The organism is Mycobacterium sp. TY815, from assembly GCF_030755135.1.
In the GTDB taxonomy this organism is placed as follows: domain Bacteria; phylum Actinomycetota; class Actinomycetes; order Mycobacteriales; family Mycobacteriaceae; genus Mycobacterium.
The window spans coordinates 149173-165226 of sequence record NZ_JAUFRX010000004.1 but is presented as its reverse complement, the minus strand read 5'-3'; the positions used below and the strand labels follow the sequence as shown (position 1 = coordinate 165226).

9 protein-coding genes and 6 pseudogenes are annotated in these 16054 nt (G+C 65.6%); 6 read left to right on the top strand and 9 right to left on the bottom strand.

Annotated elements, in window-relative coordinates:
• Positions 1 to 1358: 1358 nt before the first annotated feature.
• The gene (istB, locus tag QXK92_RS30740; RefSeq protein ID WP_306248232.1) at positions 1359 to 2174 is read right to left on the bottom strand and encodes an IS21-like element helper ATPase IstB; all 816 of its coding nucleotides are present in this window, start codon (positions 2172 to 2174) and stop codon (positions 1359 to 1361) included.
• The gene (gene istA, locus QXK92_RS30735; protein WP_306248376.1) at positions 2174 to 3388 is read right to left on the bottom strand and encodes an IS21 family transposase; all 1215 of its coding nucleotides are present in this window, start codon (positions 3386 to 3388) and stop codon (positions 2174 to 2176) included. Before istA ends, istB begins: the two co-directional genes overlap by 1 nt.
• A gap of 549 nt (positions 3389 to 3937) precedes the next feature.
• Here istA and QXK92_RS30730 point away from each other — a divergent pair.
• Both QXK92_RS30730 and QXK92_RS30725 read left to right on the top strand, forming a co-directional pair.
• The gene (locus QXK92_RS30730) at positions 3938 to 4072 is read left to right on the top strand and encodes a hypothetical protein (protein WP_306248230.1); all 135 of its coding nucleotides are present in this window, start codon (positions 3938 to 3940) and stop codon (positions 4070 to 4072) included.
• On the top strand, positions 4041 to 4220 hold the full coding sequence (locus QXK92_RS30725) for a hypothetical protein (protein ID WP_065133692.1): 180 nt from the start codon (positions 4041 to 4043) through the stop codon (positions 4218 to 4220). The genes QXK92_RS30730 and QXK92_RS30725 overlap by 32 nt, the downstream gene beginning before the upstream one ends.
• 172 nt (positions 4221 to 4392) lie before the next feature.
• Here QXK92_RS30725 and QXK92_RS30720 read toward each other — a convergent pair whose 3' ends face one another.
• Complete coding sequence (locus tag QXK92_RS30720; RefSeq protein WP_240744041.1) at positions 4393 to 4659, bottom strand: DUF2892 domain-containing protein; 267 nt, start codon at positions 4657 to 4659, stop codon at positions 4393 to 4395.
• Between the two features lie 133 nt (positions 4660 to 4792).
• Positions 4793 to 5047 (bottom strand): annotated as a pseudogene (locus QXK92_RS30715) (metal-sensitive transcriptional regulator); the annotation flags it as partial.
• A gap of 523 nt (positions 5048 to 5570) precedes the next feature.
• Between QXK92_RS30715 and QXK92_RS30710 the strand changes: the two are divergent.
• Positions 5571 to 6797 (top strand): Ig-like domain-containing protein, encoded by a 1227-nt coding sequence (locus QXK92_RS30710; protein WP_306248228.1) that lies wholly within the window; start codon positions 5571 to 5573, stop codon positions 6795 to 6797.
• Positions 6798 to 7033: 236 nt separating this feature from the next.
• On the opposite strand, the pseudogene QXK92_RS30705 reads toward QXK92_RS30710, so the two are convergent.
• From QXK92_RS30705 to QXK92_RS30695, 3 pseudogenes are all read right to left on the bottom strand, one after another.
• Positions 7034 to 7332: pseudogene (locus QXK92_RS30705) on the bottom strand (IS3 family transposase); the annotation flags it as partial.
• 168 nt (positions 7333 to 7500) lie between these two features.
• Positions 7501 to 8306 (bottom strand): annotated as a pseudogene (locus QXK92_RS30700) (ExeA family protein).
• A pseudogene (locus QXK92_RS30695) lies at positions 8303 to 8658 on the bottom strand (transposase); the annotation flags it as partial. The pseudogenes QXK92_RS30695 and QXK92_RS30700, both read right to left, overlap by 4 nt.
• 54 nt (positions 8659 to 8712) lie before the next feature.
• On the opposite strand from QXK92_RS30695, the gene QXK92_RS30690 reads away from it, so the two are divergent.
• Together QXK92_RS30690 and QXK92_RS30685 are read left to right on the top strand one after the other, a co-directional pair.
• Positions 8713 to 9924, top strand: coding sequence for a tyrosine-type recombinase/integrase (locus QXK92_RS30690; RefSeq protein WP_055577260.1), 1212 nt, complete (start codon positions 8713 to 8715; stop codon positions 9922 to 9924).
• Between the two features lie 597 nt (positions 9925 to 10521).
• Positions 10522 to 11952 carry a hypothetical protein gene (locus tag QXK92_RS30685; protein ID WP_306248226.1) on the top strand — a complete coding sequence of 477 codons (1431 nt, stop codon included), beginning with the start codon at positions 10522 to 10524 and terminating at the stop codon, positions 11950 to 11952.
• A 100-nt stretch (positions 11953 to 12052) separates the two neighbouring features.
• Here the strand turns inward: QXK92_RS30685 and QXK92_RS30680 are convergent.
• Both QXK92_RS30680 and QXK92_RS30675 read right to left on the bottom strand, forming a co-directional pair.
• Positions 12053 to 12630: pseudogene (locus QXK92_RS30680) on the bottom strand (helix-turn-helix domain-containing protein); the annotation flags it as partial.
• Between the two features lie 52 nt (positions 12631 to 12682).
• Positions 12683 to 13326: pseudogene (locus tag QXK92_RS30675) on the bottom strand (hypothetical protein).
• A gap of 1057 nt (positions 13327 to 14383) precedes the next feature.
• Here QXK92_RS30675 and QXK92_RS30670 point away from each other — a divergent pair.
• Entirely contained in the window at positions 14384 to 16030 is a 1647-nt protein-coding gene (locus QXK92_RS30670) for a PE family protein (protein ID WP_306248224.1), read from the top strand.
• Positions 16031 to 16054: the final 24 nt, after the last annotated feature.

Below are 16054 nucleotides of genomic sequence, written 5' to 3'. Positions count from 1 at the left end.
GGATGATGCGGTGTGGGCTGTGGTGTCGGCGTTCCCGATTCATGAGGCTCCATGGAGCTTCCGGGATGCATCGTGCCGGGCCGCATGCCCCCGCCCGATCCCATCATCGGACAGCTGCTGTCGCCCGAGCCGCTGGAGGCTCGCTGCCCACCGCTGGGGCCGTCGGTAGCGCGGCCCAAGAAGAAACCCCAAAAAAAGATCACAGTCACGATGAAGACGACTCCGGCCGTGATTGCTACGACGGACCAGATTCGATCTACCCGGCTGGGTTGACTGGGGCGATCGGCGACGGAAGGCTGTGCCGCCGTAGCCGGCGGCTCGCTGGACTCATTTGTTTGCGTCATGCCGAGTGATTCTGCCACAGAAATACCCTTAGGGGGTAGGGACTAAAGTCACTGGGGCAGGGGTCAAAATCTTAATCTTGCGGCAACCCGCAAGACACTTTGTTGCGGGTCCGGCCACCCGGGATTCCGACGCCGGGTCAGTCGCTGCAAACCCCTTTAGGGGCACGCTGAGAACTGGTTTGCGGGGGACCGTTGGTCCGCTGATGTGCGAAAACAGCCACAGAGCACAGGCCGTCGTGAGGCGGGTGTGTCTGCGATATCGGTCGAGGTCGATGTTTCTGCCCTAGCGCGGTTCGCGGAAACGGGTCAGGTGCGCAGGCGCGTGGTACCGCCTGAAGTGCGTAGCGGGCCGCAGCCGTACAGTATGGCATGTACCCATACGGGGTACCCTTATCGCCCGCGGCAGCAAGAGTGGCCGGTTGGGCGTTTCTGTTCCCCGACGGTGTTCGATTGCGCTTGTTACTAATGCGTCTCACTGCCCCCTGGCGGCGGGTGGGTGCAGTCATCTTAGGGCGCATGCCGCATCCTGCTGCCCGTGGCCTGCTGCCCGTGACCGGCACACCGAATCGGCGAGTTGCGCGGTTTCTGCGGCTGCGGGGCGGGGTCGGAGCGGTGCAGGTCGGGACGGGCTGCGATCTGGCGCGCGATTGGACGGCACGCGGTTGTGAGTGCGGTGGATGCTCGGCGCGGGGTGCCGGGGCTGTGCGGGGATGACTTTGGAGTGCGGCGATTTTGGCGTCTTCTCTACGGACGGGTGGTGCGTTGATGCAATCCGTTGCCACGGTCCGTCGGGCATTACCATTGCAGCTTACTGTGGTACCTTAGCGGGCAAACAGCCGCTGAGATGCGTTCCCGAATCGGCTCCACCATTGGTACAAACTTTCCACGTCGGCGCCGCCGTGGACGACGAGCAAGAGTAGTTGCCGATCTCTTGTCCATTCGATGTCGGGCGCACCTGCGTGTCGGCTCCGGTTGAATCCTGAGCAGCCTGCTCCGGTTGAAAAGTGAGCAGGTTTACGGTGTTGAGTCTGCCTGACGATCGGCTTCGACGGAGGGCAGTGACTCGATCGCGGTGTGTTTGATGCGGTAGCTGGAGCCTTTGAGGGCGATGACGTCGGCGTGGTGGACGATCCGGTCGATCATTGCTGAGGCGATCGTGGCTTCGCCGAAGACTTGTCCCCAGCGCGAGAACGGCAGGTTGGAGGTCAAGATGATCGAGTTCTTCTCGTATCGGGTGGAGACCAGTTGGAAGAACAGGTTGGCCGCTTCGGTGTCGAACGGGATGTAGCCGACTTCGTCGATGACGATGAGGCCGTAGCGGCTGATCTTGCGCAGTTCGGCCTCGAGGCGTCCGATGCGGTGGGCTTCGGCCAGGCGGGTGATCCAGCCGGTGGCTGGGGCGAAGGAGACGCGGTGTCCGGCGTGGGCTGCAGCGATGGCTAGTGCGGTGGCCAGGTGGGTCTTGCCGGTGCCGGGCGGGCCGAGCAGGACGATGTTGCGGGCTTCGGCTAGCCAGCCGCCGGCTTCCAGTCGGGCGATTTGGGCGCGGTCGACGGCGGGTTGGGCGGTGAAGTCGAAGTCGGTGATCGTCTTGATTGCCGGGAATCCGGCGTAGCGAATACGTTGGCGGGCACCAGATTCGGCGCGGGCGTTGGACTCCACGGCCAAGACGGCGCCGAGGTAGTCCTCCAATGACCAGCCCGCTTGGCGGCCCTGCTCGGCCAGCCGCTGGTAGTGCGCGGTGATCCGGGGGGCCTTCAATAGTCGGGCTTGGTGGGCGATTAGCTTGTCGACTTCACCGGGCACTGGGCTGCGTTTCGTGGCGGCCATCAGGCGACCTCCCCGGTCCCGAACCGCGCGTCGTAGGCGCTCAGATCGGCGACTTCTACCTCGACCTGCAGATGCGCGCCTGCGGCAGGGCGGGTGCGGAACTGCTCGCGCAATACCGCCGCCGCGGCCAGATGCTGGGTATCGGTGACCAGTCCGGCGGTGCCCCAGAGTCGTTGATGGTCAGCGACCATCCGGTCACCGCAGTGAGCGGTGATCCGATCCAACCCGGTGGTGACCGTGATCATCCGTCCGATCACCTCTGGGTGCACCGAGTAGGCGTTGCCGCTGCAGCTGACGTAGTAGTCGCGCCCTAACCGGGTTGTGACCGTCGTCCCGATGACCGGAGCCATCGGCGGCAGCGCGGTCATCGCTGCCCGATCGGCGCCCAGCGCCTCGGCGGGGATCAAACCGGTGGTGGCGTGGGTGCGGCGGTTGGCGATGGTGGCCAGCCACGCCCACAACTGGGTGTTGAAATCGGCCGCGTCGGTGAAGGTCCGCGCTGGCAGGAACGAGGTCTGCAGGTAACCGTTGGCCCGTTCGACCAGGCCCTTGGATTCGGGGTCATAGGGTCGGGTCTGGATCAGCCGGGTGCCCAGCACGCCGCAGAACCCGGCGACCCCCTCGGCCAGTCGACCGCGCTGACCGATACCGGACTCGTTGTCCCACAACAGTGTTCGAGGAACCGCGCCGATACATTGAAGCAGTTGCCACATCCCTGCCAGTAGATCTCCGGTGACACGCGACGGGATCATCATTGCGGCGATGAACCGCGAATAGGCTGCGACCATCACCAACACCGGAAACGACCGCAACACCCCGGCGTGATCGGGCACGAGCCGGCCAGGGATCCACAGATCGCACTGCACCTGCTCACCGGGCAGATGCGCCAGCCGGTCACACGGATCGGCCGGTGCGTACTCCGGGCGGATCCGCGCCACGTTCTCGGCGAACCAGGAACGCCCGCCGGTCCAACCGACGCGCTGCGCCAGCACCGTGGCCGGCATCGTCGGATACTGGCCCAGTAGCGCTCGCACCGCTACCTCAATCTGCGCCCAGGCCGACGTCGCCGAGGGAGCTCGTTCATAGCGTGGTGGCGACTCGGCGTTGATTGCCTTGGCCACGGTATTCCGCGACAACGACAACCTCCGCGCAATCGCAGCCTGCGACAGGTTCTCCGACCGATACAGCCGGCGAATCTCCGCCCAATCCTCCACAGTGATCACTCTCCAATCAGAAGGGTGCTCACTTTTCGACCGGAACTACCTGCTCACTTTTCGACCGGAGCCGACACCTGCGACCGTGCCGCAAACGTTCTGGCCAGTGATCACAGTGTCGGACCACCTGGCGGCTGGTGTGAATTCCCTAGCCCCGGGCAATGATGAGCGTTACCTCTAAGCCTTCACGCAGGCCGATTAGGAAAACCCGATGAAAGCACCGTATTCGCCTTGCATATCGCCCTGCCCTCTGCACGAGTCGGGATCTCTCTCAGTCACCGCTTTAGCAACAAGTGTGATAGGACCAGGAGCGTATGGCGCTGAGAAGGCGCTGAGGTGGATGGCCGCTCTGTTCGGCGGGCCGAATGGGCCCCTCGGTTGGGCGCGTCAGCCACCGCTCGAAGTGAATCCCTGATCCTTGGTTGTTCTAGATGTCGAGTCCATAACTTGGGTCGTGGCTGCGGTGGCGGGAGCGGGTCGTCGTGAGGGCGTCGAGTTGTGCTGCGAGATCGGCGATTTCGTCGAGTGCGCTAGGAGGTGGTCGCGGCGGTGCAGAAGTTGGTGGGCGGTCTGGTACTCGGGATGATCCGATGCTGGCGCGGTGGGGTGGTGGTGGTGGTGAGTTCGATGGCGTCGGTGGGGGTGGTCGGGGGTGCAGAGGCGGTGCGCCAGGGCAGTAGGTGATCTGCGGCGGTGGTCGGGGTGTGGGCCGGCGGGCGGTGATCCGGAGCAGTTTGGTGTTGGTGACGCCGGCGTTTTCGGCGATCCACTGCAGGTGGTCGGGGTGCAGGTGGTCGGCGTCATCGACGACGATCAGGGTGGTGCGCGGTAGCGTCCAGCTTGGCCTTGGATGTGGGTGCGGGCGCGTTCGACGGTGGTGTCGGCGTACGGTAGCTGTGGCCTGTGGCCAGGTGTCCTGCCCACATTGGAGCCCGACCGTCGGTGGAGTCGAGGTTCTGAGTAAACGCGAGACCTAGGCTACTATTACAGTATGTAGTAGTAGCCTAGGTCTCGGCGGCCGTCGGAATCCCTGCGCGATGCAGCAGCACACTCAGTGGACACCAGCCCACTGCCGCGTTGAGCAACAAGTTCGCGCCGACCCATCCCGCGAGGAGGCGCAGAAGCCCCGAATGCTCAGATCGCGCGGTCTGCGCGATCTGCGTTGCGAGCACTACAGTCCCGGCTACGAGGCTCACGATCCGCTCGATCGTCCATCCCTGCGGCTTGGGCATCCCGAACATGCCGGGCGCCGTCAACGCCTGGTCTTGCATGACAGTTCTCCTTGTCAGTTCGTCTGCCCGACGCCGCGACTGGCAAGTCGGTTGCGGCGCAGCGCCCAACAGCGGGCCTGGACTCTTGGCTATCTGTCCGCATCACCGATTGAGGCCGCGAGCGAGACAGGGCGAAGAAGCTTTCCAACTGGGTCTCGGTCGGCCGCGGTGGCTCGCCTGAGCTGCTCTCGTTAATGCAGTCCAGCAGACCGGATGCCACGATCATGAACCCAGCCCGGTCAAGGGTGCGGGAGACCGCCGCGAGCTGGGTGATCATTTCTTTGCGGTCGGGGCCTTGCTCGATTATGGCTATCACCCTGGCGAGTTGACCCTGCGTGCGCCGCAATCGGTTGAGCACCGCGGTGATGGTGTCTTCGTCGCCGAACATTGAATTCCCATCTCCAGTAGACATCCCAGATACTACCCCAGGGGGTATCTGGGTGTCATCTTACCGACCGCTTGAATACCTGTACGGGTATTGGTATGGTGCCAGTCATTGGGCGGGTGCAGTCACACCACGAGTTGTTCATGGCGTCTCCGTCTATCCGACTGCCGCAAGCCCGTATCGTGCCCAACCGTCCGTATAGTGGGTCGGTTCTTGGCTGACAGGCGTCAATGCGGAAAGGAACTGACCGATGTCTCGTGTATTGGTCTGAGCCATTGGTGCTGAAGATCGAGAGAGCCGGCAACATGCTATACCCTGAACGGGTATGGGTCCGGACCCATGGAGCCCTGCGGTAAGGGGCAGTGGTCGCCCCATTCCGCAGCTTCGACCACCTGAGCTTCAACGTTCACGATTGACGTGGGCTTGTAGCTTCTGATGCCGTACGTGGCTGTAGCCCGCGCGGCGCCGATGACAACGAATCTGGAAGAACGGAAGGCGTCTCGTGTCTCTTGATCGACAAACTCGTATGAGCCGCATCGCGGTCGCTGTGATCAGTGTGACGGTGATGGCCGTGGTGGCCGCGGTGGTGATCGGGCGAAGCGATGACCGCAATGGTGCGCTTGCCACACAGTCGGCCCCCCGCCGTGAAACGCCTGCGACCGTCACCGTCACCCCAGGCCCCAACGCCGTGAACGTTGACCCGCTGGGCGCAGTCACGGTGAGCGCGGCCAACGGCGCCCTGACCGACGTGCAGATGGTAAACGACCAAGACAAGCCGATCCCGGGTGCCATGAGCCCCGACCACCTAGTGTGGAAGCCCAGCGTGCCGCTGGGGTATGGCCGCAGCTACACCATCACCGTGGTCAGTCGCGGGCCGACGGGAACTCCCGCGTCACAGATGTCCCGGTTCACCACGCTCACACCTAAGAATCAGGCCTCGGTGTCGCTGACCACCACGTCGGGTGCGGTGTTGCGCGACGGCGGCACCTACGGGGTGGGCACGGTCATTGTCGCCCACTTCGATGAACCCATCATCGATCGCACGGCCGCGCAGCGCCGACTGATTGTGACGACGGCTCCGGCCGTGGAGGGCTCCTGGTATTGGGTTGATGACCAGAACGCCCATTGGCGCCCGGAGCATTACTACGCGGCGGGCACGAAAATCAGAGTGGCGGCCAACATCTATGGCGCGCCGCTGGGTGGCGGACTGTACGGCCAACAGGACCAGCAGACTTCGTTCACCATCGGGGACGCGCATGTGTCTATCGCCGACGACAACACCAAACAGGTCAATGTGTACGACAATGGTGTTCTGGTGCGCACCATGCCCACCTCGATGGGCATGGGTGGCACGCAAACCGTCGCCGGGCAGACCCTGACGTTTTGGACCCCACCCGGCGTGTACACGGTGATGGATAAGTCCAATCCGGTCGTGATGGATTCGTCCACCTATGGCTTGCCCGTCAATTCCCACCTCGGCTACCGCGAGACCATCAACTACGCCACCCGCATCAGCCCCGACGGGATCTATCTTCACCAACTCGACAGCACCGTGTGGGCCCAAGGCAACACCGATACTTCCCACGGCTGTCTAAACCTCAACGGCGACAACGCCAAATGGTTCTTCGGGTTTTCCCAGCCAGGCGACATCGTCGAGATCCGCAACACCGGGGGCCCGTCACTGTCGTTGCAGAACAACGGCGACTGGAGTGTGCCCTGGGCGCAATGGCAGGCCGGAAGCGCCCTCGCCTGACCCGGCCCCAACCATGTGCTGGCGCTCACTAACTCGCTAGGCGCCGGTGACGCGATCATCATTGGGCTGGTGCGGTCGCGTATACCTCGACGTAGATCACGGCGGCGGGCATTGCGCGCGGTGGTTAGCTCATTGAACGCGATGTGATTCCCGGCCGGTTCGGGGCAGATCGCCCCGCATAGAAACTTATCGGCCTGAAGGGACTGCCCCGAGTTCAATTGACTCGTGGGTGCGTTCTAGGCCGCGGTTGCGACTGTTGTGTGGAGCAGTTCGAACTCAATCGGGGTGAGCTTGCCGAGTGCGCGTTGCCGGCGGCGTCGGTGGGAGGTCCGCTCGATCACGCCACTATCGCCAGGCGTAGTTCGGCTCGGGTGGACCAGAGTTTTCGGTCGAGCATGTTGCGTTGTAGAAGTGCGAAGAACGACTCCATGGCGGCGCTGTCTGCGCATGCGCCGACGCGGCCCATCGGTCTGTGTAACCCGTTGTGCGACAGTGCGTGGACGAACTTCCGTGACTTGAATTGGCTGCCCCTGTCTCGTTGGTGTAGCCGCGGAATCCTCGGATGGCCTGCTCGGGCCGGGTGTTGACCGGCACTCTGGATGAGCATGACGGCGGCACTGACGGTGAGGACGTGTGGGTATGAAATGACCCCGCCGAGAGGTGTCCGGCGGGGTCGGTGGTGTTCGGGGTGTCGGGGTGGTGTTCAGTCTGCCGTGACTTCGGCAACGGCGGTGCGAGTGGAGGATTCGTCGACTATGGCTTTGTCGGCGGCGAATGCTACGAGGAGGGTTTGCAGGGCGAGGTTGTTGACCGCGCGGGGATAGCCGCGGCTGGTCTGGTGGACCAGCGCGGCCGCGTCGTCGGAGAGCAGGGTGTCCTCGCGTCCGTCCAGCTTGAGGTGGTGGCGCAGGTAGTTGGCGGTTTCTGTATCGCTCGTGGGCGGCATCGTGTAGCGCAGCCCGAGGCGCTGGTCGAGCGCGGCGAGCACGCCGAGTTTCGTTCGTCGCCGTAGCGTGGGCTGGCCGACGAGCAGGCGTGCGAACGGGCTCAAGGAGTCGAGCTCATGGTTGGTCAAGCGCAACGCTTCCAATTGGTCGTGGCCAAGGAGGTGGGCCTCCTCGACGACTACGACGGGTGTGCGTCCCCGTTCGGCCTGTTCAGCGGCCAGCGCGTCGGCGGCTTGGGGGGCCAGGGTGGCGTGGTGGGTCAACGGTTGCCCACCCAGCGAGGCCACGATGCGGTGGTGGATGCCGCGCACCCCGACGGTGGGATCGGGCAGGTAGATGACGGTGTGGCGGCTATGGTCCAGGCGGGCGAGGGCGGCGCACACCCACGGGCTTGCCGGCGCCCACCTCGCCGGTAATCACTCCGATGCGGCGGTCGGCGACACCAGCCGATACGGGTGACTGCTTCGCTGTGCGCGCTGTGGCGGTGCAGCATGGACGGGGCCAGGTCGCGGCCGAACGGCATCCGAGACAAGCCGTAGTAGGAGATCAGCTTGTCCATCATTGGGGTGCCACCTCCTGGCCGGTGAGCAGGTCGAGCTGTCCGGGGATTTGGTCGCTAGCCCCGTGAGGGCGGCGTGGTTCACGCCGTGGGCCAGCTCGGCTTGATGCGTGATCTCGATCAGCCGCGCGTAGTCGATGCCGGAGGGTTGCGTTGGCGCCGAGGGGGTTTCGGGTTTGGCCTTGGGATGGGTGTGACGCCCGATGTGGTGCGGAATGGCCAGGCCCATCGGCGCGCCGGCCAGACGCACCTCGTTGCGGGTGAGGTCGAACGGGTCGAACACCAGCTCGACCTTGCGGCCGACCAGCGTCGGGTCGACCTCGTAGCTGTTGCCTGTTAACTGAACTACTGGGGTAGTTTTCCCTGTTCAGTGGCGCCCGGGCGTTGGGGGCCGTTAGGGTTCGGCGCCGTGGTCGAAGATGAGTCGGGGCGAGACCTGGGGGCGCTGATCGTTGCTCGGGTCGGGCGGCTGGAGGCGACCGGTTCGCCGTGGGAGCCGTATCGGTTGATCGATCCGCGCGGGGAAGTGGTTGTGCCGGTCGCTGCGTTCCTCAAAGAGGTGCAGGCGTGCGGGCGGTCGCAGGCGACGCAGCGGTCGTATGGTCATGATCTGTTGCGCTGGTTCAGGTTTCTGTGGGCGGTGCAGGTGCCGTGGGACCAGGCGACCTGGGTCGAGGCGCGTGACTTCTGCCGTTGGATTCAGATCGGGAGCAAGCCGGTGAGCGTGCGCTGGGAGTGCAGCGACAAGGCACCCTCTGCGGTGTCCGGTGGGAAGTATGCGCCGCGGACTGCCGCCCATGGGGAGAGTGTGTTGCGGTCATTCTACGACTTTCATGTGGACACCGGTGCCGGGCCGATGCTGAACCCGTTCCCGCTAGTGCGGGAGCGGCGACGCAAACGGTTTGGTGCGCACCATAATCCGATGCATCCACATCGCAACGAGCGTGTCGGGTTGTATCGGCCCAAGCTGGTCGACCGACTGCCGCGCTGCATGCCGGATGAGAAGTTCAACGAACTGTTCGCCGGGCTGGGATCGCATCGTGATCGGGCGTTGGTCGCTTTCTTCGTCTCGACTGGTGCCCGGGCGTCGGAGTTGCTGGGCGTTCATTGCGGTGATGTGGATGCCGGGTTGCAGCTGATCACGGTGATCCGCAAGGGTAGCCGGGCGGCGCAGCAGCTTCCGGCCTCGCCGGATGCGTTCGTGTGGCTTCGGCTGTATCAGGCGGAGTTTCACGGACAGATGCCGACCAGGCGCGATGATCCGCTGTGGCAGACACTGCGGTGGCCGTTTCGGCCGCTGACTTATCACGCAGGCCGGGCGATGTTCGTCCGCGTGAATTCCGTTCTTGGAACGGACTATTCGATCCATGACCTGCGTCATACTGCTGCCTATCGGATGGCCCGCGACCCGGAGATGGCGCTGACCGATGTGCAGTGGATCTTGGGTCATGCCCAATTGACCACCACCCAGATCTATACCTCGGCTCCGATCGGGGAGACCATCGCAAGCATCCTGGCCCACCATGCGCGGCGGGCGACGGCGCCGTCTGCGCCGGCGCTCATCGCGCCGGAATACCGACCCGAGTCGCTGGATGTGCTGTTCCCGGGAGCCGCGCGGTGACCACGACGGCGCCGGCTTCGTCGGTGGCACCCGCGACGAGCCGCGATCAGCGGCGACCTCGTTCGGATCGCCGCGACGTGTTCGAACTGCGAAAGCAGTTCCCGCCCCGGGTGAATCCTGTGTCGTGGGAGGCGACCGAAGCCTCGCGCGGACGTGTCCTTGCCCGGGTGCTCACCACGCCGTTCACCGCCGATAACGCCGAATACCAGGCCGAGGTGCGCCGAGGTGTACGCACTGTGCTGGACTGGCTAGCAACGATGCCGGGAAGTACCTGGCAGGCGCGGTGGACTGCTTCAGGCGCGGAGCACGCCGCCGACTGGCGGATCCTTGCGGTGACGCCGTTGGCGGCCGGCCGCACCGAGACCGCGGTCAGCAACCTGAAAAGCCGCTTTTCGCGCGGCCTGTCGGTGCTGATCTGCGCCGATGTGATCCGTCCGAGCCTGGGCTGGTTGCTGGCGACTCCGTCGCCGAAGAACCTCGCGACTGCGCTGGCCCGCAGCCGCGACCCGCAAGGGTTCGCGGTGTTGAACGACCAGTGCCAGCGGCTCCCTAGGCGACTGGGCCCGCGGGATCGCGCTGGCGCGTATCGCCATGATCATGGCAGGCAAAGGAGGTCGGGCCATCGACATCACCGCCGGCGACTGCATCCAGATGGTGCCGCTCGCCGCGGAGGCCACCAAAGCCAGCGGCAGGGACCGCGGATACCGCAGTGCCTTCTTCTACCAGCTAGTGCGTTCTTTGGGTCGGTTCCCCGACAACGCACCGGCGAGCACTAGAGCGTTTCACGTCCACGGCCAGATGAGCGTCGAGGAGATGATCGACCGATACGGCATCCAGTTCCGGCCAATCCGGGACCTGCTGGTGGACTATCTGCGGGAGTTGCAGGCCGGCTCCGACTACGCGACCGTGCTCCAGCTATCCTATGTGCTGGGCAAGTTGTTCTGGCGCGACTTGGAGCTGCATCACCCGGGCATCGCCTCGCTGGGCCTGCACCACGAGGTCGCCGCGGCATGGATGCTGCGCATGCAGGTGAAGACGACCACGACGGTCGAGGGCGGCGAGCTCGTCGAGCGTCATACGCCACGACTGTCGGCGATCCAGCACCTGGGCAACGTCCGCACGTTCTATCTGGACATCGCGCAATGGGCCGCCGACGACCCGGCCCGGTGGGGGCCGTGGGTCGCGGTCTGCCCCATCCGTGACGGCGAATTGACCAGCGGCCGCGCCAAAACCGCCGCTGCCCGCAAGTCCCGGATGGACCAGCGCACTCGCGAACGCCTTCCCGTGCTGCCGACACTGGTGACCGCTGCCGAGAACCGCCGCCAGCGGGCCACCCAAGCGCTGGCCGCAGTCCTGGCCACCGAGCCTGGTCGGGAGATCACCATCGACGGGCAGGCGCTGCGGCGGGCCGAGCATTCACCGGAATCCGGCACCCACCTCTGGGCCGAAGACCCCGCGACCTGCAGTCGTCGTGACCTCAAAGCTGAAGAGCGACGAGCTTTTTGGGCATGGGCCAGCATCGAAGTGCTGCCGCTGACCGGCATCCGCATCGAGGAACTGACCGAACTGTCACACCACAGCCTGATCCAATACCGGCATGCAACCACCGGCGAACTGATTCCGCTGCTGCAGATCACCCCGTCCAAAACCGACGCCGAACGACTGCTCGTGATCTCCCCGGAACTGGCCGACGTGCTGGCCACCATCGTCACCCGCATCCGCCAACCCGACGGCGGCATCCCGCTCGTCTCGGCATACGACTACCACGAGAGGATCTGGAACCCACCGATGCCGCTACTGTTCCAATGGCATTGGCGCCTGGAAGACCGGCCACTGAGCCCCAACATGATCCGCCAGCTGATCAACGACACACTGGCTAGCACCGAGCGGACCGGCGCCAGCGGGGCGCCGCTAAGGGTAACCCCCCACGACTTCCGGCGGCTGTTCATCACCGACGCCGAAATGAGCGATGTTGCAGCTGATGCATCATTCTCCGGACGGCGTGAACGTTTTCTAGCAGGGGCTTGACGTTTCGTCCGAGTTCGGAACTCGCAGCGGCGGCAGCCGAGACACGCCGTGCAGCAGGGGTTTCGGGGGTCTTGTTGCGTCGGATGCCAGGATGTTGCTACAACCGGGAGTGATCATCTAGAAACGCGAACAGATACGTCTTACGGGCCGCAATTCGTATGCCGTACAGCGCATCCCCGGTCCACAGGTCGTGGGGATGCTCGGCTTCGAACCGGCCGAACACCGGCGCCGATCCGCCAGCCGTGCCGCCGGTGAGGCTGAGCCGGTGGAAGTTGCGTTGCAGGGTGCGTTCATCGGGCGCGCCCAGCCTAGCTGGGTGCGCAGGATCCGCCGGATCGCTGCGGCCGTGCGCTGCGGGTCTTCCCGGCGCAGCGCCACCGCCAGCTCCAACGCCTCGGCCGGAGTGCGTGGTGTGCACTGACGCGGATTGGGCACCAGCGCGTCAAACCCGCCGGCGCGCCAGTCGCGGATCCAGCGGTCGATGCTCGGGCGGCTGATACGCACTCGCCGCCCGAACGGGTCGATGTGCTCCCAGGAAGCCAGCTCGCGCACCATCTTTCCCTGCTCCTTGGTCGAAAGCGCCGCATCGGCGGCCTCCCGGATCAACTGGTAGCGAAACAACCCGATCGCCCGCGCGCGCTCTGCACGCACCTTCTCCTCATCGTCGCTGACCGCCACCGGCCCGCTCCTTCCTGGTTGCTGTCCGTCAAACACACAACAGCGCACAGATTTACGGCGTGATCGGCGCCGCCGGCTGGGTCGACTCGTGTTGCACCGGCTCGCCGGGCCAGCCCGGCGCCAACAACCGGCCACCGGAGACCGCCACCGCCGTCTCGGACAGCGACACCTTGGGCAGCAAGAACGGTGTGTGATTGCGGTCGCGACCGCCGCAATCACCGTCACCGCGTCGGCCAACACCCCGCCGGCCGCATCCGGCATCACCGGATCGGCAGCCACCGCAGCCAGCCACACGGTGAACACCGAACGCATCGCCTCGGCCCGCTGGGCAAACCGGCGCAGCCAACCCCGCACCGTCTCGGCCGGACGCGTCGAATCCGCAGCGACTCGGCGAAACCCCACCCGGGGTTGTGGCCTTCGTTGCCAGCGCCGACACGATCACCGCTGCGGTATCGGCGCGGCGCAGCAGCGCGGTCACCGGCAACAAAACATGCGTCACCCCGCACCTAGTGCAGCGCCACTGGCGCGGACACAACTCCACCGGCCCATCCGCGCCGCTGCCGCAACCGTCCCCGCCCCCAACCCGCCAGCACACCCCCGCACGATGGGCAGCTCAGCTCACCAGCCGCCCAGCCTGCGCTCGACTTGATCGACATCTGCTTCTACGGTGACCCCTGCGCCTCCGAGCGCACACAGGCGGCCCTCCCGTAGCACTCGGCCAAGAGACGGCGGGAGGGCCGTCGCCTACCAATGACCTGATCACCGTGCCGCCCCGGCACCACACACACAAACCGGGGCATAACCGGCCCCACGCTGCTTACCGTCAGCGCCGCAACCCTACCTCCATGTGCTCACCCTGAATGCCCCCGAACAGCCGGGTTCGCTGAGGAATTCCTCGGCTTAACGATTCGGGGGATAGTTAGCGTCCGTCGTATCTCTACGTCTGTGGAAGGAGACGGCTATGGGTATGACGGTCGCAGAGATCGGCGTGGTTGCTGTTGCGGAGTTGCGGTCGGCTGGCTACTGGTGAAAGTCGGCCCAGAGCGCGCTGACACTCTTGCGGCTGTTCCGTTTCTCCGGGCCGCTTCCCGAACCCGGCGTGCATCTCTCAATGCACCGGGCTCTCCACAAGACACGTCCTGGTGTCGTGGTGTTTCTCGTCGGCGGTGATCGGCCAAGCTTCGGGATGACCGATCCGCGTAGCGGTATCGGGTAGTGCTGTTCTTGGACAGATCGATCAGTGTCACCTCGTCCCGGCTGGCCACCATCGCCCTGCGCAGTACTGTCCGCGGAGTTGTTTCCAGGTCGATTTCGGGTGTTTACGGCGATCTATCGCCAAACCGTATGCCACGCATAGCGGTTGAGGGGGAGAAGGCAGCCGAGGACCGGAGGTCTCCCCACATCAAGCCAACACGTCTGCTACCAACGTCCTGTCTCGGTACAGCTAGTTGCATCGGACCGGAATTGCCGTCACTGCGGTTCCGGTCCGACGTTTAGTGCGTCGTCTCTGTGCGTGGACAATTGTCTGTGTGCGTGGACATCAGCCTGGCGTTGCGCCGAGTGCTTCGACCTGGTCAATCCGATGTACATTGCCAGAGTTTAAATTGTAAAAAGACTTTACACGGCACCCTGAGTAATATAACCGTTTGATAACGGTGAGAATTCTTTCATATAACTGGTACACCGTTGTCCTGCGCTTACTCGATATGATTCGCCTCTCCCGAGGCAGCAATAAAGTGAGGAACCCCCTGTCATGTCCTTTCTGTTTACTCGGCCGGATTTGGTGATCGGGGCTGCGACGGATCTAGCCGGTATCGGCTCGACGATCAACAGCGCTACGGTCGCGGCGGCTGCCCCCACGCTCAATGTGCTGGCTGCTGGAGCCGACGAGGTGTCCGCGGTGATCGCGGCGCTTTTCGGCGCGCACGCCCAGCAGTACCAGTCGATGAGCGCCCAGGCCTCGGCACTGCACAGCCAGTTCGTGCAGACGCTGAACGCGGCCGGCAACGCCTATGCCGGTGCCGAAGCAGCCAACGTGCAGCAGCAGCTCCTAAACGCGATCAACGCACCGACCCAAGTGGCCCTGGGCCGCCCGCTGATCGGCAACGGTGTTGACGGGGCGGCGGGTACCGGGCAAGCGGGCGGTGCCGGAGGGCTGTTGTACGGCAACGGCGGCAATGGCGGATCCGGAGGCGCGGGTCGGGCCGGCGGCAACGGCGGTACCGCCGGGTTGATCGGCAACGGCGGGGCCGGTGGCTACGGCGGGCTGGGGGCCAGCGGTGGCAACGGTGGGGCCGGTGGGCTGCTGTACGGCAACGGTGGGGCAGGCGGTTTCGGCGGATTGTCCGGTGGCAGCGGCGGTAACGGCGGCAGTGCCGGGCTGTGGGGCACCGGCGGTGCCGGCGGTGCCGGCAGCGCGGGTGGCAATGGGAACAACGGAGTCAACCCCGTGCAGAGCTTCACGGGGTCGGCGACGGACGGCCCCGCCGGTGCACCGGGTGAACCCGGCGGCAATGGCGAGCCCGGCCACCCCGGACTTCCCGGCCAGGCCGGCGGTAACGGCGGGTCCGGGTACAGCGATGCCCGTGACCCCGAACTACTGTCGAACACAGGCGGTAACGGCGGCGCCGGGGGGGCCGGGGGCGACAATGCGCCCGGCGGTACCGGCGGTCCCGGGGGCAACGGCAATCTCGTCGGCGGAACGGGCGGTGTGGGCGGCGACGGCGGGCCCGGCGGGACGGGCGGGAACGGCGGCGACGGCGGAAACGTCTTCTACAACTTTGATGCCGCAACCGGAGGCGCCGGCGGAAATGGCGGAAACGGCGGTGCCGGTGCGCCCGGTGGCACTGGCGGCAGCGGCGGCCTGAACTATACAGCGGACCCAGAGGGAGGTGCCCTTCAAGGTCCCGGTGGTGCGGGTGGTCGCGGTGGCGACGCCAATGGCCTGTTGAGTGCCGGCGGCAACGGTGTCGCGGGTGGTAACGGCGGCGCTGGTGGTCGGGGCGGGCTGTTGTTCGGCGACGGCGGTGCCGGCGGTGGCGGCGGTCTCGGGGGTGCCGGGGGCATCGGAGCCGCGGGTGGGCCCGGTGGTGCCGGTGGTGCCGGCGGCACCACCCCCGACGGTGTTTTTCGCGGTGGCCCGGGCGGCGACGGCGGTGACGGCGCGCCCGGTGGCGCGGGGGGAGCCGGCGGTAACGGTGGCGCGGGCGGCGGGGCTGGGCCGCTCAGCCGGCCGGGCGCGGCGGGGGCCGGCGGCCTGGGCGGCACCGGCGGGGCCGGCGGCACTGGCGGCGCGGGCGGACCCGGCTATGGCTTCGCCCCCCCGTTCCAGGCTCCGTCGGGCAATCCGGGTAACCCTGGCTTGAAGGGTGCCGACGGTGCCAATGGCCGTCCGGGTTAGCCCTGGCCGCTGTCATCCAATTCG